Annotated in this window: 33 protein-coding genes; all 33 read right to left on the bottom strand. The window is 69.6% G+C overall.

The window, feature by feature from the left end; all coding sequences use genetic code 11:
* Window positions 1-19: 19 nt before the first annotated feature.
* The gene (locus ACFY1T_RS12660) at window positions 20-376 is read right to left on the bottom strand and encodes an HNH endonuclease (protein ID WP_390788122.1); all 357 of its coding nucleotides are present in this window, start codon (window positions 374-376) and stop codon (window positions 20-22) included.
* Between the two features lie 67 nt (window positions 377-443).
* Window positions 444-2,810, bottom strand: coding sequence for a GDSL-type esterase/lipase family protein (locus ACFY1T_RS12655; RefSeq protein ID WP_390788121.1), 2,367 nt, complete (start codon window positions 2,808-2,810; stop codon window positions 444-446).
* Between the two features lie 19 nt (window positions 2,811-2,829).
* Window positions 2,830-3,204: a hypothetical protein gene (locus ACFY1T_RS12650; RefSeq protein ID WP_390788120.1), complete on the bottom strand. Its 375-nt coding sequence runs from the start codon at window positions 3,202-3,204 to the stop codon at window positions 2,830-2,832.
* Between the two features lie 67 nt (window positions 3,205-3,271).
* Window positions 3,272-3,499: a DNA-binding protein gene (locus ACFY1T_RS12645; protein WP_390788296.1), complete on the bottom strand. Its 228-nt coding sequence runs from the start codon at window positions 3,497-3,499 to the stop codon at window positions 3,272-3,274.
* Between the two features lie 324 nt (window positions 3,500-3,823).
* Window positions 3,824-4,216: a DUF3307 domain-containing protein gene (locus ACFY1T_RS12640; protein ID WP_390788119.1), complete on the bottom strand. Its 393-nt coding sequence runs from the start codon at window positions 4,214-4,216 to the stop codon at window positions 3,824-3,826.
* Between the two features lie 9 nt (window positions 4,217-4,225).
* Window positions 4,226-4,690, bottom strand: coding sequence for a hypothetical protein (locus ACFY1T_RS12635; protein WP_390788118.1), 465 nt, complete (start codon window positions 4,688-4,690; stop codon window positions 4,226-4,228).
* Between the two features lie 202 nt (window positions 4,691-4,892).
* Complete coding sequence (gene traB, locus ACFY1T_RS12630) at window positions 4,893-6,905, bottom strand: plasmid transfer protein TraB (RefSeq protein WP_390788117.1); 2,013 nt, start codon at window positions 6,903-6,905, stop codon at window positions 4,893-4,895.
* 20 nt (window positions 6,906-6,925) lie between these two features.
* Complete coding sequence (traA, locus tag ACFY1T_RS12625) at window positions 6,926-7,441, bottom strand: plasmid transfer protein TraA (RefSeq protein ID WP_390788116.1); 516 nt, start codon at window positions 7,439-7,441, stop codon at window positions 6,926-6,928.
* 92 nt (window positions 7,442-7,533) lie between these two features.
* Window positions 7,534-8,826 (bottom strand): hypothetical protein, encoded by a 1,293-nt coding sequence (locus tag ACFY1T_RS12620; RefSeq protein ID WP_390788115.1) that lies wholly within the window; start codon window positions 8,824-8,826, stop codon window positions 7,534-7,536.
* Between the two features lie 199 nt (window positions 8,827-9,025).
* Window positions 9,026-9,250: a hypothetical protein gene (locus tag ACFY1T_RS12615; RefSeq protein WP_390788114.1), complete on the bottom strand. Its 225-nt coding sequence runs from the start codon at window positions 9,248-9,250 to the stop codon at window positions 9,026-9,028.
* Window positions 9,251-9,367: 117 nt separating this feature from the next.
* Window positions 9,368-9,499: a hypothetical protein gene (locus tag ACFY1T_RS12610; protein WP_390788113.1), complete on the bottom strand. Its 132-nt coding sequence runs from the start codon at window positions 9,497-9,499 to the stop codon at window positions 9,368-9,370.
* A 39-nt stretch (window positions 9,500-9,538) separates the two neighbouring features.
* Window positions 9,539-9,751, bottom strand: a complete 213-nt coding sequence (locus ACFY1T_RS12605; RefSeq protein ID WP_390788112.1) for a hypothetical protein — start codon at window positions 9,749-9,751, stop codon at window positions 9,539-9,541.
* A 40-nt stretch (window positions 9,752-9,791) separates the two neighbouring features.
* Window positions 9,792-9,956: a hypothetical protein gene (locus ACFY1T_RS12600; RefSeq protein WP_390788111.1), complete on the bottom strand. Its 165-nt coding sequence runs from the start codon at window positions 9,954-9,956 to the stop codon at window positions 9,792-9,794.
* Window positions 9,957-9,961: 5 nt separating this feature from the next.
* Window positions 9,962-10,222, bottom strand: a complete 261-nt coding sequence (locus tag ACFY1T_RS12595; RefSeq protein ID WP_390788110.1) for a hypothetical protein — start codon at window positions 10,220-10,222, stop codon at window positions 9,962-9,964.
* Window positions 10,222-10,386 (bottom strand): hypothetical protein, encoded by a 165-nt coding sequence (locus ACFY1T_RS12590; RefSeq protein ID WP_390788109.1) that lies wholly within the window; start codon window positions 10,384-10,386, stop codon window positions 10,222-10,224. The genes ACFY1T_RS12595 and ACFY1T_RS12590 overlap by 1 nt, the downstream gene beginning before the upstream one ends.
* Before the next feature lie 555 nt (window positions 10,387-10,941).
* Window positions 10,942-11,562: a hypothetical protein gene (locus ACFY1T_RS12585; RefSeq protein ID WP_390788108.1), complete on the bottom strand. Its 621-nt coding sequence runs from the start codon at window positions 11,560-11,562 to the stop codon at window positions 10,942-10,944.
* 29 nt (window positions 11,563-11,591) lie between these two features.
* Window positions 11,592-12,221 (bottom strand): DUF6221 family protein, encoded by a 630-nt coding sequence (locus ACFY1T_RS12580; protein ID WP_390788107.1) that lies wholly within the window; start codon window positions 12,219-12,221, stop codon window positions 11,592-11,594.
* Window positions 12,214-12,405 carry a hypothetical protein gene (locus ACFY1T_RS12575; protein WP_390788106.1) on the bottom strand — a complete coding sequence of 64 codons (192 nt, stop codon included), beginning with the start codon at window positions 12,403-12,405 and terminating at the stop codon, window positions 12,214-12,216. The genes ACFY1T_RS12580 and ACFY1T_RS12575 overlap by 8 nt, the downstream gene beginning before the upstream one ends.
* A complete protein-coding gene (locus tag ACFY1T_RS12570) occupies window positions 12,405-12,602 on the bottom strand; it encodes a hypothetical protein (RefSeq protein ID WP_390788105.1) in 198 nt (65 codons plus the stop codon). The genes ACFY1T_RS12575 and ACFY1T_RS12570 overlap by 1 nt, the downstream gene beginning before the upstream one ends.
* Window positions 12,599-12,820: a hypothetical protein gene (locus ACFY1T_RS12565; protein WP_390788104.1), complete on the bottom strand. Its 222-nt coding sequence runs from the start codon at window positions 12,818-12,820 to the stop codon at window positions 12,599-12,601. Before ACFY1T_RS12565 ends, ACFY1T_RS12570 begins: the two co-directional genes overlap by 4 nt.
* 92 nt (window positions 12,821-12,912) lie before the next feature.
* Complete coding sequence (locus ACFY1T_RS12560; protein ID WP_390788103.1) at window positions 12,913-13,311, bottom strand: hypothetical protein; 399 nt, start codon at window positions 13,309-13,311, stop codon at window positions 12,913-12,915.
* A gap of 10 nt (window positions 13,312-13,321) precedes the next feature.
* The gene (locus ACFY1T_RS12555; protein WP_390788102.1) at window positions 13,322-13,801 is read right to left on the bottom strand and encodes a response regulator transcription factor; all 480 of its coding nucleotides are present in this window, start codon (window positions 13,799-13,801) and stop codon (window positions 13,322-13,324) included.
* On the bottom strand, window positions 13,798-14,034 hold the full coding sequence (locus ACFY1T_RS12550) for a hypothetical protein (protein WP_390788101.1): 237 nt from the start codon (window positions 14,032-14,034) through the stop codon (window positions 13,798-13,800). The genes ACFY1T_RS12555 and ACFY1T_RS12550 overlap by 4 nt, the downstream gene beginning before the upstream one ends.
* A 74-nt stretch (window positions 14,035-14,108) precedes the next feature.
* On the bottom strand, window positions 14,109-14,495 hold the full coding sequence (locus tag ACFY1T_RS12545; protein ID WP_390788100.1) for a hypothetical protein: 387 nt from the start codon (window positions 14,493-14,495) through the stop codon (window positions 14,109-14,111).
* 45 nt (window positions 14,496-14,540) lie between these two features.
* Entirely contained in the window at window positions 14,541-14,738 is a 198-nt protein-coding gene (locus ACFY1T_RS12540) for a hypothetical protein (protein WP_390788099.1), read from the bottom strand.
* 178 nt (window positions 14,739-14,916) lie between these two features.
* Window positions 14,917-16,197: a DNA-methyltransferase gene (locus ACFY1T_RS12535; RefSeq protein WP_390788098.1), complete on the bottom strand. Its 1,281-nt coding sequence runs from the start codon at window positions 16,195-16,197 to the stop codon at window positions 14,917-14,919.
* Window positions 16,194-16,499, bottom strand: coding sequence for a hypothetical protein (locus ACFY1T_RS12530; RefSeq protein ID WP_390788097.1), 306 nt, complete (start codon window positions 16,497-16,499; stop codon window positions 16,194-16,196). The genes ACFY1T_RS12535 and ACFY1T_RS12530 overlap by 4 nt, the downstream gene beginning before the upstream one ends.
* A complete protein-coding gene (locus tag ACFY1T_RS12525) occupies window positions 16,496-16,825 on the bottom strand; it encodes a hypothetical protein (protein ID WP_390788096.1) in 330 nt (109 codons plus the stop codon). Before ACFY1T_RS12525 ends, ACFY1T_RS12530 begins: the two co-directional genes overlap by 4 nt.
* On the bottom strand, window positions 16,822-17,586 hold the full coding sequence (locus ACFY1T_RS12520) for a hypothetical protein (protein WP_390788095.1): 765 nt from the start codon (window positions 17,584-17,586) through the stop codon (window positions 16,822-16,824). The genes ACFY1T_RS12525 and ACFY1T_RS12520 overlap by 4 nt, the downstream gene beginning before the upstream one ends.
* On the bottom strand, window positions 17,583-17,906 hold the full coding sequence (locus ACFY1T_RS12515) for a hypothetical protein (protein WP_390788094.1): 324 nt from the start codon (window positions 17,904-17,906) through the stop codon (window positions 17,583-17,585). The genes ACFY1T_RS12520 and ACFY1T_RS12515 overlap by 4 nt, the downstream gene beginning before the upstream one ends.
* A gap of 584 nt (window positions 17,907-18,490) precedes the next feature.
* Window positions 18,491-19,333 carry a hypothetical protein gene (locus ACFY1T_RS12510; RefSeq protein ID WP_390788093.1) on the bottom strand — a complete coding sequence of 281 codons (843 nt, stop codon included), beginning with the start codon at window positions 19,331-19,333 and terminating at the stop codon, window positions 18,491-18,493.
* Window positions 19,330-19,614 (bottom strand): hypothetical protein, encoded by a 285-nt coding sequence (locus ACFY1T_RS12505; protein ID WP_390788092.1) that lies wholly within the window; start codon window positions 19,612-19,614, stop codon window positions 19,330-19,332. Before ACFY1T_RS12505 ends, ACFY1T_RS12510 begins: the two co-directional genes overlap by 4 nt.
* Window positions 19,614-20,015, bottom strand: coding sequence for a hypothetical protein (locus ACFY1T_RS12500; protein ID WP_390788091.1), 402 nt, complete (start codon window positions 20,013-20,015; stop codon window positions 19,614-19,616). Before ACFY1T_RS12500 ends, ACFY1T_RS12505 begins: the two co-directional genes overlap by 1 nt.
* Window positions 20,016-20,086 lie beyond the last annotated feature (71 nt).

Here is a 20,086-nt window from a genome sequence, read left to right as displayed (position 1 = left end):
AAAACGACCTTGTACAGGGTCAAAATGTGAGCCGCGAGCCCTCTGGATGAGTCCTCTGACGCCTGTCTTGATCCGATTTGACGTCGTGACAGCCGCTGCAGAGCGTCTGGAGGTTCGCCATGTCCCACTTCGAGCCGCCTTCGGACAGCGGGATGATGTGGTCGACCTGGAGATCGTCACGCGAGCCGCACCATCGGCATGAGGGCTCTCGTTCGAGCTGTCGAGCCCTGAGGTCACGCCACTTGCGTGTCGAGCCTGAACCCCAAGCTTTCGACCTGTTCGCCCACGCCTTCCTCTGGTGTGCCTCGCACCTGCCTTGCGTGGTGAGCTCCTGACACTCGGGATCCCCGCACCTCGTTGGGGGTGACGTCGGCATACCCTCCCCCTCCCCTCCCCGTACCCCCCCTGCCCCCTTGAGGGGGGTGGGGGGTGTCTCCTGACCCCTAGGAGGGGGTGAGCTCCTGGAGGGCTGCTGTGATGCGTCTGGCCAGGTAGGCGTGCCCTGCATCCGTGGGATGGACAGCATCCGTACCGATGTAGGTGTCCGCGTTCCCTGAGCCTGTAGTGGCCCCTACGCGCCCTGTGCCTGTGATCCATGGCCCGTGGGTGGCTACGAGCGTCCCTGAGGCGTCGTAGCACCTCCCTGTGATCGGGCTGATGAACGGGAGGCTTGCAGCTGCTGCTTGCGCCTTCAGGGTGTCGTCGGTGTTCGTCAGGGACGCTCCTGGTGAGCCCGTGGGTGACCAGCAGCCGATGACGTAGACCGTCGCGTTGGGCAGTCCGGCCTTGATGGTGCTGTACAGGCTTGCCGCGGCCGCCGCGATGGCCGGCTGGGAGCCTCCGTTGTCGTTGTAGCCCGCCCAGACGACGAGCTTCGTCGGAGCGTTGGCTATGACGTCCGTGGCGACCCGGTTGGCGAGAGTCGCGTAGCTGCCGGCCGTGATGTAGCCAGTACCGCCGCGCGCTTCGTTCCAGCAGTTGTCGTAGCCGAGGAGCGAGGCCGTCTTGGGCGCCCAAGTGCCTGCTCCGCCGCCGGTATTGATGGCGGAGCCGTCGGGGAGGCTGTCGCCGAAGGCCATGAAGCGGCCTGGGCGCGTAGCTGTCGACCACATGGTCGCTCCGGGGGGAAGGTGAACCCCTCCGAAAGGCACCGTGTAGAAGTCGAAGCGCACGGTCCTCGCCTGCGCTGCTCCGAGGTTGACGGTCATGAGGTGGGTGCTGCCCGGGGTGGTTCCGCCTATGGGCTGCATGAGATCGGTGTATCGCCGGCCGTCGATGGTGAGCCGGTAGCAGCCTGCGCTCTGGTAGTTGAAGCGGAGCTGGAGGACAGCCGCGTCGGTTCCGAATTCCACGGACCAGACGGACTGGGAGCTGGAGAGGGTGCCGCGGGTGTTGGGGTAACGGCTGATCGGCAGGACGTTGCTTGAGTCCGGAGTGCCGGAGCCGATCTGGAAGCCTGTAGCTCCGAGGTAGCGGAACGGCCCTGTAACGTCGGAGCCTGTCAGCGCAACGCCTGACGGGGCCCACTTCACGTACCCGGAGGTGGGCGTGCCGGTCTGGGCGACGCTGATCGACGTCGGGGCGGGGGCCGGCCCGAGGTTCTCGAGGAGCATCCGCCACGGGTAAGTGCTGTTGGCGTAGACCTTCCCGGAGGACGTGCCGGAGTGGACGAGCGCGATCGTCGCCATGCCGGCGGTGGTGATGTGCGTCGAGCCGACGGTGAACATGCCTGCGGAGGCGGTCTTCGAGAAGCTGACGCTCGGGTAGAGCTCGGGCGCGCCTTCGGTGAGCGGGGTGCTGGTGCCCGAGGCTCCGTACTGGTCGATCGCGCCTGCGTTGGTCAGCAGAGCGAGGTCCATGAAGTGGGCGCCGACGTACATCATCGACATGTGCACGCGGATTCGGTCGCCGGCCACCGCGGGGATGGAGCACTGGAGCGGCGTGCCCACGGACGTCGTCGCGATGATCCACGGGGTGGTGGACGTGAGGTCGACGACGGCGCCGTCGGTTATGCGGGCCTCCGCGGTGCGGATCCCCGCTCCGTCAGCTCCGGCAACGCCCTGAGTTCCTTGGGCACCCGTAGCGCCAGTCGGGCCGGTTGCCCCTGTCGCGCCAGTGGCTCCAGCTGCTCCAGTCGCGCCGGCCGGGCCCTGAGGGCCTGTGGCGCCCGTAGGGCCGGTGGCCCCGGTCGGACCCGTCGCTCCGGTAGGCCCGGGGTTGCCTTGGGGACCTTGGGGCCCGATTGCGCCGGCCGCCCCGTCGACTCCGTCGGCGCCGTCCGCTCCAGCGGGGCCCGCGGGACCTTGAGGTCCCTGGGGGCCAGTCGCGCCTGCGGGACCCGTAGCGCCCGTAGCTCCGGCGGGGCCGGTGGCTCCCGTAGGCCCTGTCGGTCCGGCGGGCCCTTGGGGTCCGGCCGGGCCGGGGACGGTCACGTAGTCGCCGTTGGCGGGGTCGGTCGGGGCGAGCGTCAGCAGAGGGATGCTAGGGCCGAGTTCGGCCGCCAGGAGGATGGAGTAGGCACGTCCTGCGGCGTCGTAGGGGCGTTCGCTGACGCGGTAGGTCCAGCCGGTGGGCGTGCAGTCGTCGGCGTCGGAGGCGAGGAGCTTGATGCCGGTCGTACCGTCGGCGGCCTTGAGGACGCCGTCGACCCATTCGCCGACCACGTCGCCCATGACGATGACGCCGTGGACGGCGGAGGTGATGGTGGGGACTTCCGGGCTGAAGACGACGGTGCCGCGCATGGGGCTGCCGTCGGGGTGGGGCCGGACGTCGGTGATGGTGACGGTCTGGAGGCCGGCAGGCAGCGGCATGACGGCCTCCTCGCGTAGGTCACTCCGGGGTGGTCGCCTCGCCGTTCACGAGCGTCGCGAAGATCCGAGCCTGGGGTTCCTTGGATGCAGCGACGGGCTGGACAAGGACTTCCCCGCCGGCGCCTTCGATGGTGATGAAGAGCTTGGTCATGTCTTTCTTGAGCCACAGGGCGAATATCCCGGTGAGGGCGACCCTCGTGGCGGTGATCCGGGCCTTGGCTTCTTCGCCGCGTTCGATGGTCACGCGCGCACCTTCGACGGGGACGTCCATCTGGTTGGGCGACCGGAACTTGCCGCCGAACATGGTGACTCCGGCCGCGGCGGCTGCTCCGCGGATTTTGCTCAGGCGGGCTGCTGCCGCCTTCTCTTCGGGCGTCTTCTTGCTGCCGAACATGTGGTGCCCCTTGGTCGCGGTTCCTGGGCGGCCCATGGTGCCGGAGTCCAGGCGGGGCCGCAGCAGTTCAGGCGGCTCGGGCGCCCTCGGGTAGTTTCGGCGGCTTGCCGAGGCGGACCTCGTCCGTCCATGGGTTGATCGTTTTACGGTCGAGTTCCCGGAGGTCGTAACGGGCTGCCTTGCCGCGGCCGCGGACGGTGATGCGTCCTTCGGATGCCCAGCGCCAGATAGTTCCGATGGGGCGGCCGGTGTAGTAGGCGGCGTCGGCGGCTGTGACGAGTTGCGGCCGGTCCATGCCCACCCCCGGGAATGACAAAGGCCGTCCTTGTGGGGACGGCCTGAGCGCGCACGAGTGCTACTTCAGCAGATCATGACTTCGGTGACTTACTCGTGTCAAGTGCCCATTGTCGATGGAACACTGCGGGCATGGGCGTTTCGTACATGGTCCGCGGGTCGACTGCTGCCGAGTGTCAGCGTGAGCTGGATCGTCTCTGTCGGCTATTGGGGGCGGTGGCGACGACGGAGCCGATGCGGGCGTCTGGTCCGGGCTGGCTGGCCCGCGCGGTACCCATGACGCAGGCCCCCGCGGTCGGCGAGGGCCTGTCGGTGGAGCGGTAGTTCAGGCGGCCATGGCGAGTGCCGCGATGAACAGGGCAGCGACGTGAGCGGTCTGATCCACGTGCGCCGCCCCTCCGCGGCTGATCCAGTCGGCGGATCCGGTGTGGTTCATCCACCAGGTGACGGGCCAGCGGCGGTCGATGAAGGCGTGGCTGCCGGTGATCCAGGCGAGGGCGATGCCGGCGGCCGGCAGGCTGATAGCCAGGTCGAGGACTCCCCAGCCGATACCGAGGGCTGCGGCGGTGGTGATCGTGTGGGTTCCTGCGTGGCCGAGGTTCGCGATCCAGCCTTCCCGAGTCGTCTCCATCTTGTGGGCGGCCTGGTGGTCGGTTTGCAGGATGTAGTCGGCTATCAGGTGGGCAACGTACAGCAGGACGAAGATCGTGGCGAACATGCCGGCTCCCTACTGCTTGTTGATCGTCTTGGCGAACAGGCCGCGGGTCTGCGTGCTGACAGTGTGGTGTTCCTGGCTGACGGGTCCGTTGTAGTGGTGGTGATGCTCCGCACCGATCCCCTGTACGCCCCGGCTGGCGGCCCGGACGAGGGATCCGACGGCGAGGATCAGGGCGACGGGGGCTGCGGCGCCGATGGCGAGCGCGGCAGGGTTGACGTGGCCGAGCGTGTACAGCACGAGGGATGTCGCGCCTCCGATCGGGAGCGAGGCCACTCCGGCGGCGAGCATGAGGGCGCTGGCGTCGGTCGCCTTCTGACTCATGGGGGGCCGGCCGGGCTGGGGTACGGGTAGGGCGGTCCCCGTGGCGGGCAGGAGGCTGGTGTCACGGTAGGCGGTGACGGGTGTCAGGGCTTCGTCGACGGCTTGAACGAGTCGGGCCGCCTGGTCGCGGTCGAGGGGGCTGGGGGTGGGCATTTCGGGGCTCCTTGTGAGGGTCTGACGGTGCTTGACGGCGTCTGACGGTTGGTGACACCCCACCCACGATCTAGCTGCCGTGTTTGTGCAGGTCTGTGCTGGTTTACCCGGCAAGTGTCAGGTGTCAGGTGTCAGGGCGTGACAGGCAAACCCCTAGGAAGGTCGCGTGTCACGCCACGACTGTCAGGCGCGCGTGACGGTGTCAGGCGTCAGCCATGGCGGGCACGATCCGGTAGCGGCCGGGCTTCGCCGTCTCGGTGATGCGGCCCTCAGCGAGGAGTCGCTGGAGTTCGCCGGAGACCCATCCTCGTCGCCGGCCGAGGCGGTCGCCGTGCTCCATGACGTCCTTGGTGCCGATCACCATCGTCCCGGCTTCCTCGAATTCGGTGAGGATGGCTTCGAGGACGGCGCGGGCCTGGTCGGCGTTGAGGTCTCGGCCTTCCAGCTGGCCGAAGGGGACGTTCTCCTCGCCGGGCTGCAGCTGCGGGAGTTCCTCGTGGGGGTCGATGTCGAGGTCCTCGTCGTCGAGGCGGTTCACGGTCTGCTCCTCGTCCTCGTCGGCCTGGGGGTTCTGCTCCTCGTGGCGGGCGCGTTCGGTGTATCCCTTCCCCACCGCCTTTGTGGCGGCCCCAGCGGTGATCGGGTCGGGCTTGGCGCCGTTGCGGGCCGCCCATGCTGCGACGGCTTCCATCAGCGAGTTCGCCGACGGGGTGAACCAGCGGGTCCGGCCGGGGCTGGAGTAGCGGGCCTCGTCGATGCCGGGGGTGATCAGGTAGCAGTAACCGGGCCGACGGTTGGACCAGCGCTCGGGGGCGGCGCCCGCGTCGATGACGCTGTCGGGGAGCATGAACCCGGCCGCGGTGGAGGTCTGCACACCGAAGCAGATGCGGGTGCCGAAGGCGTCGCGGGCGGTGGTGGACATCTGGTCGTGACTGGGGCGCTGCAGGGAGGCGATGAAGCCGACGCCTCCGGATCGGGCGAGGTTGGAGATGTTGTTGAAGGCGTCGTCGCCGAGGGCGGACAGGCCTACGCCGGCTTCCTCGAACCAGACGACGAGGTAGGGCATGCCGGGGCAGCCGCAGGCGGTGCCGTCCGTCCGGCAGGAGTGCGCGGGATTGTCTTGGGTGACGGATGCCTGGATGGACCACTGCCGGTAGCCGTGCTGGCCGAGCCATGTGGTGCGGGCCTGGATGGTCGGCAGGACCGCTGTGGCCATGGTCTCGGTGCCGGTGGCGTCGGTGGCCCAGTCGATGCCGGGGAGCAGGTGGCGGAAGTCCTGGAAGCCCTTGGGGTCGTTGAGCCAGAGGACGACGTCCTTGCGGGACAGGATCTCGGTCATCAGGTTGAGGGCTCCGTCGCCCTTGCCTGCGCCGGTCATGCCGGCGATGAGGACGTTGGTTGCGTTGCGGCCGACCGCCGGGTCGCCGGGCAGCCACATCATCAGCGGTGATCCGTCGTCGTACACGCCGAGGATGATCGGATCTGTGATGGATCCGCCCGGGAGGGACGGGCCCTGCTCCTCCCAGCGGACGGTGTCGGCGAGCATGTCCATAGGCACGACGACGATTTCGCCGCGGCGGGCTGAGTCCGGGTCGGGCAGATAGCGGACGGCGGTGGCCGACACGTCCAGGGCGGACGCGATTCGGGGCAGCGCCTTGGCGACGTCGTCGTTGGTCTGCTCGCCGGGCTCCAGGGCGATCGGCACCGTCACGCGGTTGGGCTCGACCTTGATGCGCTGGATCATGGCCTTGGCCAGTCCGACCTTCTCCAGCAGGCCGGAGCCTTCGGCGATGGCCTTCACGCCGTCGGGGTCGCGCCGGTACATCTGCCGGATGTTCCAGGTCAGTGCGGCGACGGTTCCGCCGACGGCCAGCCCGTTGTACGAGGGGTCGAAGACGCAGGCGGAGGTGAACCAGGCAGAGCCGACCGCGACGGTGGCCACCGAGTGGATGCGCCGCTGGGGGCCGGCTCCGGCGCCTGCCCACCATGCGGCGCCGGTAAGGACGACCGAGCCGAGCGTGAGGCCGATCCCCATGGCCGCATCCCCGTTCCAGACGAGGTGTCCGACAGTGCCGGAGACGCCGAGGGCGCCGACGCCGAGCCACGGCGGCAGGTAGGGCTTGACCCGGTGAAGCAGGTAGGCCGTAACGCCGCCCGCGTCGGAGCTCCCCTTCAGCTGGTCCTCGTGCTGCTGTTCGATGTCCTTGCCGGTCATGGCGGTGCTCTCCTCTCGGGTTAGTAGCTGAAGGGGCGGCGCTGGCCCTGCTGGGGGCGGGCGGTGATGATGTCGGCGTACTCGCGCTGGAACGCGGCGTAGGTGGCTGCGGCGTTGGACGCAGCGTCGGCGAGGGACTCGCCGGCCTTCTTGAGCTTCCGAGAGATCTTTCGGGCTCGCAGCTTGTGCTGGATGACGTTGTCCTGCGGCATGCCGCTGGCCTGGGAGAGGGCTGCCTGGAGGATCTCTGCGGCGACGTACACCTCGATCGAGGCGTGTACGGCGAAGGCGCGGAGGCTGTTGCAGTAGTTCCGCAGCTCGGCCGCCGACCTGAAGTCCGGGTCGGGGAGCATGAACTGGCTCCGCCCGCCGTGGCCGCCGCCCTGGGTTCCGCTGCCACTCTGCGTGGTCCGGCTGGCGTTGACGTTGATGTTCGGCCCCAGGTTGAACGTGGGCCCGTGCTTGGTCTTGCTGGTGCCGCCCTTGGCCTGCGGGTTGGTCCGCGTGCTGCTGGTGCGCTGCCCGTTGATCGGCATCGGGTCTCCTCGAGTTGGTCTGGGTGGGGCGGGCTACGAGCTGGCCGGGGATGACCTTGGTCAGGTCCAAGTCGATAGGGTGTTGCCGATGCTCACGACTGCTCCTCGGCGGCGGGGTTCTGGAGGGCGGCGAGGGAAGCGACCGTGCGCGCGGCGATGCTGTAGGGAGGGGTGTCGTTGGGTACTCGGCGGGGCGGGGTGCCGCCGTTGAAGCGCCGCCCGTCGGGCTGCTCTGGGTCCCTCTTCTGACGGGTGGGCATTTGGGATTCGACGTGCGGCAACGTGCCTTCTGAGGCGGCCTTCATCTCGGCCGCCGCGGCCTTGCTGCTGGCTTCCAGCTCGGGCCAGATTCCGACGACCTTGGAGCCGGTGACGCGGTACCAAGCCTCGCTCCAGATGGCGTCGGTCACGAACGGCAGACCGCGGGCCGAACGCATCGCCTCAGCCACATCCCAGACCTTCCCGTGGGCCTGCTTCCGGTCGTCGTCCTTGCGCTTCTGCTCGGTCTCGGCGGCTTGTTCGGCGGCGGCCTTCTCCTCTGCCTTCGCTCGGTCGGCGGCCGCCTTCTCCTCCGCCTTGACTGCGGCCTCGCGCGCCGCCCTCTCGGCTGCTCGTGCGGCTTCTCGGCGTTCACGCATCGATGGGATGCCGTCGCGCTTCTGGGCGACGCCGTGTTCGTAGGTCATCAGCACGACAGGGCCTCCGAGGGAGGCGAGAGCCCCGACGATGCCGGCTTCAAGGCCGATGGTCTCGTCGACGCTGCCGTGCCACAGGTTGACGGCGGAGGCGATCATCGCGGCCACCATGATGCCGATGCGGTACGGCATGACGTCCCGACGGTGAGCGATGGCCCATGCCCCGCCGAATGCGAGGACCAGGGCGAGTCCTTCGAGAAGGAACGGCGCGGCGATCATGAACGGCTTGTCGTCGCTGTAGAACGCCCTGAGCTGGAGGGGCAGGGCGATGATCAGGCTGGTGAGGTAGATCCCGCGGGCGGCCCACTTCCAGACGGCCTCGGTACGCCGTTCTTCCTTCTGGCGGTTCTCGGCGTGCTCGACCTCGGCATCCGCGTCGCGCTTGGCCTTGATGGCCGCGGCTTCGGCCTTGGCGGCCTCGGCGGCGGACTTGGCTACCCGCTCGGCCTGGATCGCTCGGTCGACTTCCAGCTTCATCTGGGCCCGCTCGTTGAGGATCCGCTGCTTCTTGGCTTCCTCGCGACCCACGGCCTCGGCTGCCCTGGCTTCACCCTCCGCCTTGATCTGCACGGCTTTGGCCTCAGCATCGGCCTGCGTCCGGATCGCCTCGGCTTTGGCCAGGGCGATCGGGTCGAACCGCGGCTCGGTGGTGATGGGCCGGCCGTTGACGTGGTCCAGCTGGGCGGTCATGACGGCTTTCCTCTCGGGTGTCAGGAGGCGGTGACGCGGGGGCGACGACTGGTGTTCCCGCCGGTCGTCGAGGGGTTCGTGGCCGGGCTGGTCCCGCCGATCAGGTGGTCGGCTGGGGCGACCTGCTGGTCGTAGCGCGGGCGGGGGTGTGTGCGTTCGTCGCGGGCCCTCGGGGGGCTCGGCTCGTCACGGCGGGCCATCAGGCGGCCTGGCTGCGATGGTCGTCGAGCTGGTCGGCGAGCTTGGTGACGCCGGGGTTGGCCATGTCGTAGGAGAGGACGTCCCAGCGGGCGGCGGCCCGGCCGGCCTTGGTGGTGGCCTCGTCGTAGGCGGTGATGAGCTGCTCGCGGAGGTCACGCTCGGCCCAGGCCGCCTCGACGTCGGACGGCGGCTCGATCTCGGTGACGGCGACGATGGCGTTCATGGCGGGTGGTTCCTTCCGTTGGTCAGGCGTTGTGGATGACGGCGAATGCGAGGGCCGCGAAGCCAGCGAAGATCGCGAAGGCGTAGAAGAGGCGCATTGCGGTGGTCCTTCCGTTGGTCAGGCGGGCTGGTCGGCGTCGGTCTGCGGGTCGTCGAGGTCGCCGAAGACCCAGATGAAGGAGCGGTCGTCGTGCTCAAGGTCCGCCTGTTGACGGTCGTAGGCGTCGATCTCGTCTGCGGGTTCGAACATGGCTGCGCTCCTCGGTTGGTCGTGCCGGGAGGGGTGGGGTCAGGCGGCGTGACGGTCGGCGATGGCGCGCAGGATGACGTCGGTGATCTCGGCGGGCAGAAGACCCTTGTCGATTGCCGCGAGGGAGGCGAACTCTCGGGCGATCCGCTCTCGGCCCTTCATGAGGGAGGGCGGGTATGTGGCCCACTCGCGCTCGTTGGCCTCTGCCGACTTGCGCAGCAGGGCGGCGGCTTCCTCCAGGTACCGGGACATGCGGGTGCTCCTTCGCTGGTCAGGCGGATGAGGGAGGGGTCTAGCTGCGGTGGGTGTGCAGTCGGCCGGCGCCGAGGGCGCCGCGGTCGTCTGCGGAGTGGTGGCCCTTCGCGTTGGCGCGCTGGGCTGCGGCCTGCTGGCGGTCCGCCTCGCACGCCTCGGGGGTGGCCGGCTGGTCGATGATGCTGTGCTGCTGCTCAGACATTGCGGTCACCGGCCCTTCACGGGGCCGTTGTGGAACTCGGCGTAGTCGCCGGGCGGGTAGATCAGGTTCGTGAGCGCGCCTTCGGCAGCTACTGCCGCCGCACCGGCGGCCGAGGCGGCAATGGCCGCCTTCGTGTGGCCCGCGTTGGACAGGGCCTCGGCTATCTGCGACGCGCCCATCGTGGCGCGTCGGGCGCCAGCCGGGGTGCCGTCCGAGGTGTTGACCGCCGCCCAGGCCGCATCACGTAAGCGGCTCTTGATCCCCATCACGCCACGACCTTGCGGGCGGTACGGACGTAGGAGGCGGCGCGGCGGGTGTCCTCGTCGAGGGCCTCGATCCGGCGGACGCGGGCCAGAGCCTCGTCCATCGACGGGTCGGAGCTGGGCGCGGCGATGAGTCGCCGGGCCGGGGTGCTGTCGTTACTGCGCATAGCGCAAGTACGATTCGTCATGTCTGGTCCCCTGGTGATGTCAGTGGTCCGGATGTTGCTGGCCCTGGTGTCTCACCACCGGGGCCGGTGGGGCGGGGTCTGGTGTCTCACCACCAGGCCCCGTCGTCGTTCCATCTCCGCTGTGCCGTCTCACCGGCAGTGCGGGGTTGGTGACTGATTCGAGACTAGGCGAGTACTTCCCTCATGGCAAGTACTCTGAGAAAGTGAGACCCATGTCGGCTGAAAATGAAGGGGGCGGAATCCCCGAACTGGTGACCTTCCCGGAGATCGCAAGGCGGCTCAACGCCGCCAACATCCTGCCTCGCGCCATCACAAGAGCAGGGGTTCGGCACATTGCCGACACAGACCCCGCGTGGCCCGTACCCCGAGAGGCGTGGATCAAGGCTGGACGGCTATGGCTCGTCCCCTGGGCACCCGTGGAAGAGTTCTTCCGCAACCGCCCGCACCGGGGTCGCGGGCCGGCCAAACCGCCAGCCGACGCCTGACCCCGAACGCGCGACAGCCCCCGGCCTCGGGATGAGGCCGGGGGCTTCGTCACGCTGCGGCGCGCTGATCGACGGCCAGCTGCCGGATCTCTTCCAGCCCGTAGCTCGTCTCGCAGCCGCGGCAGGTGATGCCGGGGGTGTCGACGGCGAACCGGATGGTCGTTCCGCAGGTGCAGGTGGCCTTGAAGGAGGCGACGCGTTCGCCGTCTACGTGGGTCTCGCAGCGGCGGCGGATGAGGTAGATCTCGGAGGCGAACGCGTCGAGGGCGGGATGCCGCAGGACGGCCTGGGCCAGGTTGCGGCGGAGAGTGGCTATGGCCTGGTCGACGCGGTGCTGGAGCCGGCCAGGGGTGCCTTGTACGCCGAGCCCGTAGGTGGACCAGTCTTCGACCCACTGTTCGAGGGTGCTGACGATGCCGCCGTCGGAGGTGAGGTCGAGTACGTCGAGGTTGCCAGCGATGGGGGCGTCGGCACTGCCGCTGACTCGCGGGCCGGAGCCGCGGGCGCCGGGCTCCATCCGCAGACAGAGCCGGGCGTACAGGCCGCGGGGTCCGGCGAGACTGCGGAGGTGGTCGTCGAGACGGCGCTCGCACGGCTTGCAGGCGTAGCGGCCGAGTTCGTCTTCCCAGAGTTCGCGGCGGCAGACGAGGCAGTTCGGGGACTCATTCACGGTTTCTCCTGGCGGGGCGCGGGCGGGTCTCAGGCGGTGGGGCGGTACAGCGGGACGTCGTGCAGGTGCGGGCGGAGGATGTCGAGGGCCCGTTCGAGCGGTGTCGGCGGCAGTAGTTCGGTGGCGATGGGCAGCAGTCCGGTGAACTTGTGGGCGGAGAGGTCGCCGAGGTAGCGCTCGTCGAGCCGGTCGGCCGAGAACCGGTCAAACGCTTCGGCCAGCGCCTCGCTTAGTGGCTTGCCGGTTGCCTCGCGCCGGGCTACTTCAGGCCGTTCGAGTTGGGCGAGTTCCTCGTCGGTGATCCCGTAGCCCTCGGCGAGCGCCTGCAATGTCTCGCAGTCGTTGCAGTGTTCGACGAGCGCGCCCATGTCGTCGTGGCCGCAGCCGGCGCAGGCGTAGGGCTCGTAGCTGCCGCCAGAGTAGGCGTGGACTTCGAGGATCTTCCGGTCGGCGGCGCAGCGGCGGAGGACGGCAGCCGGGTCGTTGGCCTCGATGTGCCAGCCGTAGGCGCTGCCCGTGTTAGCGACGACGTAGTCCCCGTCGCGGACTCGCTGCAGTTCGAGGGCGTACACCCAGCGCCCGGTCACCTTCGAGGCGCGGCGGGCCAGCGCTTCCCGCTTGGTGACGGCCTGGCTGATCCAGCCGTGCAGGTCAGGCATCGGGGGTCTCCGCGGTCTGGTTCTCAAGGAGGCTGGCCAGGCATTCGTCGCGGCTGGTGTGCCAGGCGCCCCATTCGCCGGTCTTGAATTCGAAGATCTCGACGTACTCGGTGCCGTCGAGGGGGTCCTGGCAGTTGGCACAGGTGGCGGGGCGGGCGGGCCAGACGGCCGCAGGGTCGGTCATCACAGCAGGTCTCCCTTGATCACAATCTCGTGGATGGGTTTGTCGAGGTACACCCAGCGCCGCCTGCCGCCAGCGGCCCTGCCTTCGCCGACGGACGCCATGGCGTTGAGGTAGGCGAGGAGGCTGGGGTCGAGGCCGTCGCCGCAGGGTTCGGTGGCCCAGTCGTCCGGCCACAACGGCGGCTGCTCGGCGGTCACGGCTGGCCGTTGATGGCTCGGGCGACGGCGAGGGCCTCAGGGGCTGCGCTGCGGTGGCCGAACTCGGCCAGCGTGTACGCCTCCTGCCGTCCCTCGCGCTCCAGCCAGTCGGCGAGCGGGGTGCCCAGTTCGGGGTCGATGCCGACCGTCAGGCCGGGCGGGTGGAACGGGTTGCGCAGCTGGAACGCGGCGGCTGCGAGCTCCTCGGCGGGTGTCATGGGGTTCCTCCGTGCTGTCGGGTCGGGGTGCGGATCGGCTGTGCGGCTCTCAGGGGCCGCCCGCTGGGGTGTGGGCGGCGGAAGCGACAGGGTCAGAGGACGCGGGCTATTTCCTCGGCGACGCCCTCGACGAACGCGGTGCGCATCTCCTCCGGCATGCCGGGCTCGAACGCGAAGTGGACCCGGACGATCGGCCGGCCGTCGGCCTGGAGGGACACGGCGTGCTCGACGGGCTCCAGGCCGTCGGCGCCGAGGTTGACGGCCCACAGGGAGAGACGGGGGGCGTGGCGGATCAGAGCATGAATAGATCGCTGCGCCGCTTCGTAGGTCTCGTCGCTGAAGTCGCCCCAGGCGACGCCGCCACCCGGAACGACCTCACGGTCTTCCATGGCCTCGCCGATCCCCGTGTAGTCGGGGTCTTCGAGGAGGAGGGCATGCTGGCGGATGGCTTCGGCGCGGAGGTCGTCGCCGGTGTACGGGCGGTCGGTCATGTCGGGTCTCCTATGCGGCGTTTGTCTGGTTCTTCGGTCGACTGGCGGCGCTGTGCGCCTCGCTGGCGTTTGCGAGCCCGGACGGCCGGGAGTCCGCCGAGGCGCTGAAAGTGGCGGAGACGGGCGCTGAGGGCGCCCCCTGGGCGCGTCTGGCCCGCCGCCGATCCGCCCGGTACGCCAACTCGGCCTCCCAGCAGCCGTGCGGACAGTCCTTCGGGTCCTCGCCGCGGTACACGTGCGCCGCATAGCCGGCGTGATCCCCATGGCGGCGGCGCTGGCCGTCGAGGATCCCGGCCCGGCAGGCGAGGAGCACGGCGTGGGTGATGCTCGCGGCCCCGAACTTGGCGATCACCCGCATGGCCACGTTGCCGATGCTCTTCTCGGTCAGCGAGAGTTCACGACCGAGGGCCGCGTAGGTCCGGCCATCGGCGGAGCCTTGGAGGACGGCCAGCTCGATGTCCGTCAGCACCGGCCGGGCGGTCGCGGTCACGACGCGGCCTCGGTGGTGAAGCTGATGACGATCTCGTCGTCGCCGACGTGGAACCGCAGGGCGTCGTCCATGAGGCGCGCGTCCTTGGCGAGTCCGCGCGCCTCGCGGTAGGCGACGCTGGCGACGGCGATGGCGGTGTTGATGTCTCCGAGGAACGCGCCCCAGGGCTGGGCGGCGGGGACGATCCACTCGCGGCGGGTGCTGGTGACGGTGCGGCTCGTGTAGCTGGCCATCGGGGTTCTCCTTGCGGTGTGATCTGATCGGGTGGCTGGCGGCCCGCACCACACATGCGGGCCGCCGGTCTGCGTCACGGGGCGGGGTCGACCTCGGGGTGGGTGAACCGGACCGGCTTGCCCAGGGATCGGGCGTAGGCGATCTCGGCGCGGGTGCTGTCGCCGATGTAGTTGCCGACCACGAGGACTTCGTCGGCGAGCCGGATCTTGGCCCGGTGGAGGCCGTCGAGCCGGGTCTTCAGTTCCTCGGCCTCGACCGGGTCGACCCAGCGCGGGTGCGGGCTCTTCATGTCGCAGCCGGGCTTGACGACGATGTGGCCGTCCGCGGTGAGCTGGACATCGGCCTCGCCCATCTCGGTCATGAAGCGGGTGCTGCCGCAGATGCAGACGATCTTCGGGATGTTGAGCCGCTCCTTGGCGCTGGCGAGCTTCTCTTCCGGGGTCAGGAGTTCGGGGTACATGGGGTTCCTCCGATGCTTGGGGTGGGCGTGGTCTCGGGCTGCAGGTCAGGCGGCGCAGCGGGGGCACGGTTCGAACTCAAGGTCGAGGCAGACGACGCAGGTGCCGTCGGCGTCGTTGTCCTCGTGGCCGCTGATGTCCGTCCCGCAGAGCGCGAGGTCGGAGTCGCAGCAGTAGAGGTGATCGAGTTCGTCTGTGGCACCGCCGGTCCGATCGACGGCCGGGGCGTCTCGGGTATCGGTCATGAGCTGGCCTTTCGGGGTCGGCGTTTTGCCGGTTGGCGGATGGCGGCGGCGAGGTCGGCGTAGTGCCGGGCAGCGGCGGCGGGGCTGGTGCGGGGCACGTACCGGCGGGGCGCTGTGGGTCGCGGGCCGCCGAAGGTGCCGTCGGGCCACTCCTCGGCCAGGACCCGATCGAGGGCGGTCATGAGGCGTCGCCGAACAGGACGGGCTGGATCTCCTGACCCAGACGGATCACGCAGAGCTCCCCATGGGCGGGCTCCAGCTCGATGCCGATTGCCTGGAACCCTTCGATCGCCGCGGCTTCGAGGGTGGTTCCGGAGCCGGCGAACGGATCGAGGACGACGCCACTGGGCGGGGTGACGAGCCTCACCAGCCACCGCATGAGAGCCAGCGGCTTCGGGGTGGCATGCCGAACCCCGTCGTGTTCGACGCGCTCACGGGCCGGCGTCTTGGACTCCAGCCGGAACACCGGGAAACTGCGCGCGGCTGCGTCAACTTCCCGGACGGGGCATCCGGGACGGCAGTTTCCGTCCAAGCAGCCGTGGCCGAGGAGCACGTTCGAGGTGTAGCCGCCACCCGACGCGGGGCAGTCGGCCACGTTCAAACCGCCGACTCCGTGACGCAGGAGGCCGCCGACGAGGGAGTCGTAGCCGGTGGACTTGCGGGCGAGAAGAATCGGATCGTGTGCCGGCTTGAGGGCGGTGTTCCAACCCTCCCAGGCCTTCGCCTGTTCGGAGTGCGGCCGGGACACGATCCGGTCTTCGGTCATTGCGCCGTACAGGCCTGCTGACCGGGCGGGCCCTTGCTTGCGGCTGACAATCTCGCGTTGGGCGTAGGCCTCACCGACGGTGCGCTTGCGGGCGTTCAGCTCGGTGATGAGCGGCAGGATGCCGGTGTCGTCAAAGCCGATCGCGTTGCGAAGTGTTGTCCATTGTTCGCCGGTGGGGACGATCGCAGCTTTGCCCTGGGTGGTCCACAGGCCACCCATGCCGGAGTAGCCGAACAGTTCGTCGATCCGCCGGTTGGTCCAGCCCGCGGCGTCCCTGGCGGCGGCCAGCCAGGCGGTCACCTGCAGCACCTGCTCGCGGTCGTCGCGGTGCCGGTCTATGGCCCGGGCCAGGTCGGCTCCCTTCGGCTTGCCGTGGGTGTAGATCCAGTCGATCTGGTCGATGATTCGAAATCCGGCGTCTTCGGCGGCGCATGCCATGCGGTGGTAGGTCCGCGGGGCGCCGAACGAGAGCAGGTGTCCGCCCGGCTTGAGGACGCGGAGGCATTCGGTCCACATGGGCGCGGAGTAGGCGATGCCGGTGGAGTCCCAGGCCTGGCCGGCGATACCGATTTCGTAGGGCGGGTCGGTGATGATCGCGTCGATGCTGGCGTCGGGGATGGTGGGGAGGATGTCGAGGCAGTTGCCGAGGTGGAGGGTGACGTCGTCGCTGGCGTAGAACGGGTCCGGGCTCATGCGGCGGTTCCTCCGGCTTCGATACGGCGGGCGGGGTGGATGTCTCCGAGGGGGCGGCCGTCGGGGGTGCGGCAGGGGTAGGTCTGGAGCACCTGGCAAGTGGGGCAGACGGCGGTGGCGATGGCGTGGGCGGCCAATCGGGCGGGGCACGGCTTGGTCTTCGTGATGCGGCCGGAGCGGGTCGTGCAGCGGGCTCCCTCAGCGGCGGAGCAGTGCGGGCAGCGGATCGACCGGGCGGGATGCGTGGCCTGGCGGCCGGCACGGAGTGCGGCGGGCATTGGGGCGGAGCGGGGCTGGGTCACTGGGTCTCCTTCGCGGTGGTCGGGGTGCAGCCGCAGGGGCAGTGCTGTCCGGGTTCGGGCTTCTCGGGCCGGTAGGCGGTGGCGAGCCAGTCCCGGTAGCGCTCGAGGGCCGCGGCCCAGGCGCCGGGCGGTTGCGGGGCTATCGGCGCGGGCCGCCGACTACCTGCCGGCCAGGCGCCGACCACGTGGCCGGGAGGGTTGGGGGGCCGGGCGGGCCGTCCGGTCTGCCGGGGCAGCTTGGCGTCGGTCATTTGCAGGCGGAGGAAGTCCCGGAGGCTGCCCTCTTTGATCATTGCTGCGATGTCTTCGCGGCTGACCTCGCTCACAACGCCTCACCTTCGGATTCGACGATCTCGATGTCGGGGATCTCGGATTCGGCCTGCTGGCGGGCGAGGTGCCGGGCGGACATGGCGTGGATGCGCTGTTCCTCGGCAGCCCGCTGCTCGGGCGTCTGCTCGCTGCGTCCGCTGGCGGCCCTGAGGCGGGCCGTGTGGGGCGTGGAGCGGGGTTTCCCCATCGGTTGCTTCTCGGAGCCTCCGGGCTTCTTGCAGGGGTGTCCCATGGCGGCCTGGCAGGTGGGGCAGGCAACGCCGAGCGGGCCGGACCGGCGTACCTCGTCAATGAGTTCGGCTTCTACGGGCCGCTCATCGCCGTCGACCATCCGGTTGCCCTGCCAGCCGCGGGCTTCGAGCTCCCGCATGAACCGGCCGGACGGGCCGCCCTCTAGAGCAAGTCGGCTGGCGGGGGCAGGCACCCGGCCGGAAGCGATTGCCTGGACCTGGCCTCGGTAGCGGGCGAGGTACTCGGCGGTGGACTCGCCTTCGATCGGCTCGTACTGGAAGTTCTCGAGCCGTGCGGACCGGATCTTGGAGCGGAGAGTGCGGACGTGGTGGGGCAGGATCCACAACCGCTGGTCCGGGTCCTTGGGCGGGGTTGTGTAGTAGGCGGCGACTGCGGCCTTGGTGTCGGCGTCGAGGGGGATGTCGTTGAGGGCGGAGGCCCAGGCGGTGGCCGCTGCTTCGGATGGCTGCCGGTTGTCGAAGGCGGCGCAGTGGCCGAGCAGCACGCTGGCTTCGGTGCGGTTCATGCGGAGTCCTCAGAGTCTTCGGCGGCGAGTTTGGCGGCGAGGGCGGCCCAGCCGGCGACTTTGGCGTCGGTGCCGGTGACGGCTTGGCCGTTCGGGAGGTGGACGACGTTCGATCCCGTCGCGGCCTTGCGGAGTTCGGCGAGGGCGAACTGGAGGGTGCCGCCGGTGATCGGCTTGGAAAGGTCGCCGAGGCGGACGAGGGCCTGCCACAGGACGTTCGGTTCGAGGCCGTTGTCGAGGGCGCCGGCGATGGCGGTGCGGACGCTGGTCCTGCCCTGGGCTGTCTGCCGGCCGTATTGCTCCCACCACTTGGTGAGCATTCGGGTCGGCAGATCGTCGGCGGGAGCGGCAGGGGGTTGTACGTCTTTAGGTCCGTTAGGACTTAGGTAACTACTGAGGGCAGCTCCTGCCCTAGAGGGGGTCATCTCCTGCCCTAGTACTGGGGCATCTCCTGCCCTAGCCTGGGGCATCTCCTGCCCTAGCCCTCGATCGTCTAGGGCACCTCCTGCCCTAGCGTTGGACATCTCCTGCCCTAGCTCAATCCCGTCCGAATCGGGCACCTCCGCGCCCTTGGGAATGAGCAGCGTGTACTGCGTTCGGGCCTTCTCCGACCGGGCCTTGGCGACCGAGGGCCGCTTCCGGCCAAGCCAGCCGGCCTTCTCCAGCTTCGTCAGGTGAGTGCGGACCGTCGCCCGAACGACCCCAGTGGCGGCTTCGAGGGTGGAGAGCGACGGCTGCAGGTGGGTGGGGATGACGCCGGTGCGGACGTCGGCCCACGTGGCGACGGTGAGCGCGAGCAGCCGGGACAGTGGCGCGAGCTCGCTGCTGCGGACCGCCCTCTCGAACTCAAACCGGCTCGGCATGCGTCGTCTTCTCTCTGGCTGGTGCGGGTGGTGGGTGCGGGCTAGGCCGCGGCGCTGTAGCCGGCGGGCTTCTTCCGGTTGCGGATGATGACGGCGAGGTCGTGGATGCAGGCCTCGCTGGCGCCCATCTGCTTAGCGATCGCCGTCTCGGACTCACCGAGACCGAGAAGGTGTTCGAGCTCGGCCATGCGCATCGAGTCGCGACCATTGGCGGCCGGCGGGGCGTAGGCGGGGCCGGTCTCAGGCCGGGCGCCCGGGTGATCGATGTCGTCGCCCCAGGCCGCCGGCCCGGGCCATGCGTTCCTGCGGGCTCGGTTCTTGACGGTCTGGTTCCGCCCGGGGCTGGCGCACAGTGCCCGGTACCCGCGCTTCACGGCGTCGTAGGTTGCCGCGGTCACTGTGTCCGACCGGCTGTAGAGGATCCGCCGGATGCTGCTGCCCGTGAGACCCGTGGCCGCTTCGATGGCGAGCGCCCCGTGGCCGATGGCGTAGAGGGCCTGGAGCCGGCGGCGGGTTCCGACTGCCGGCACCAGATCCGAGATTCGGACGATGCGCGGCTTGACGGCGAGGATCTTGTCAGCGGTCGTTCGGTTCAGCTTCGGCGAGGTGCTCTTCGAGATCTTGGTGACGATCGATCGGGATACGCCGGCGGCGATGCCGATCTGCGTTCGGCTCATGCCGGCCGCGAGGAGGTGATGCACGTGGTCGCGGGTCGGGCCGGAGGGGACGCGCGGCGGTCGGCCTTCAATGCGGGCGAGGGCGCGCAGCTGGCCAGCCCGGTTGTGGGCGTTCTTGCAGTGCCTACAGCGGCAGGGCGGCCGGGTGCCGGTTCGGTTGCCCTGGTAGCGGGCTGGCGTTCCGTGTGCCGGGGGCTTGCGGATCACTGGTCTTCCTCCGTCCGGGGGCTGCGGCGGGTTTGGTGGGGGATCTGGCGTGCGCTTTGGGGCGGGTCGGGCCAGATCGCGTACAGTTCGGCGACCTCGAGGCGGGCTTTGGCGTCGGCAAGGTCGCGGCGGACGTCTTCTTCGGTGCGCTTCGCCGTGGTCGACTTCTCCCAGGCCTCCTGGTCGTCGTCTTCCTTGCTGGCGGGGCGGGTCAACTGCCAGCCGCCGACGGCGAGGATCCCGGCGATAGCGAAGATCAGCGCCCACTCGTAGGGGCCCATCACGCCGCGCCCCGTCGTGCCGCCCGAGCCTGCTCGCGCCGGTTCTTCGCAGCCCGCGCGTCCCGGCGGATCTCGAGGAACTTGGACCCGGTGACCGTCAGCCGGTACGTGTTGACACGCTTGCCGTGCGCCTTCTCGTTGATGGAGGTGACGTCGCCGACCCTGATGAGCAGCTGCGGGGACCGGGTGAGGAGCAGGCTGTGGAAGTACAGGCCGGCCTGGTGGTGCTCGCTGCCGGGGAAGACGATCCTGATGTCGTTCATGGAGAACGGCTGGTTGTCGCTGGCTATCGCGGCGATCGCCTGGTCGTAGGTGGCTTCGGTCCAGTCGGTGACGCCGGCGTACAGGGCGGCGAGCTGCTTGTTGGCCTGCTCGCGCGCTTCGGCGGGGGTGAGGGTCATGGCGGAGTCCTCCCGGATCTGGTCTGCTTGGGGTGGGCGGCCCGTCTTGGGGTCGGGCCGCCCGGGTGCTG

Origin of the sequence: Streptomyces sp. NPDC001194 (assembly GCF_042896985.1) — a bacterium.
Classification (GTDB): Bacteria; Actinomycetota; Actinomycetes; order Streptomycetales; family Streptomycetaceae; genus Streptomyces.
Note: the sequence above shows the minus strand (reverse complement) of the source record. Positions and strands in the feature narration are given on the sequence as shown.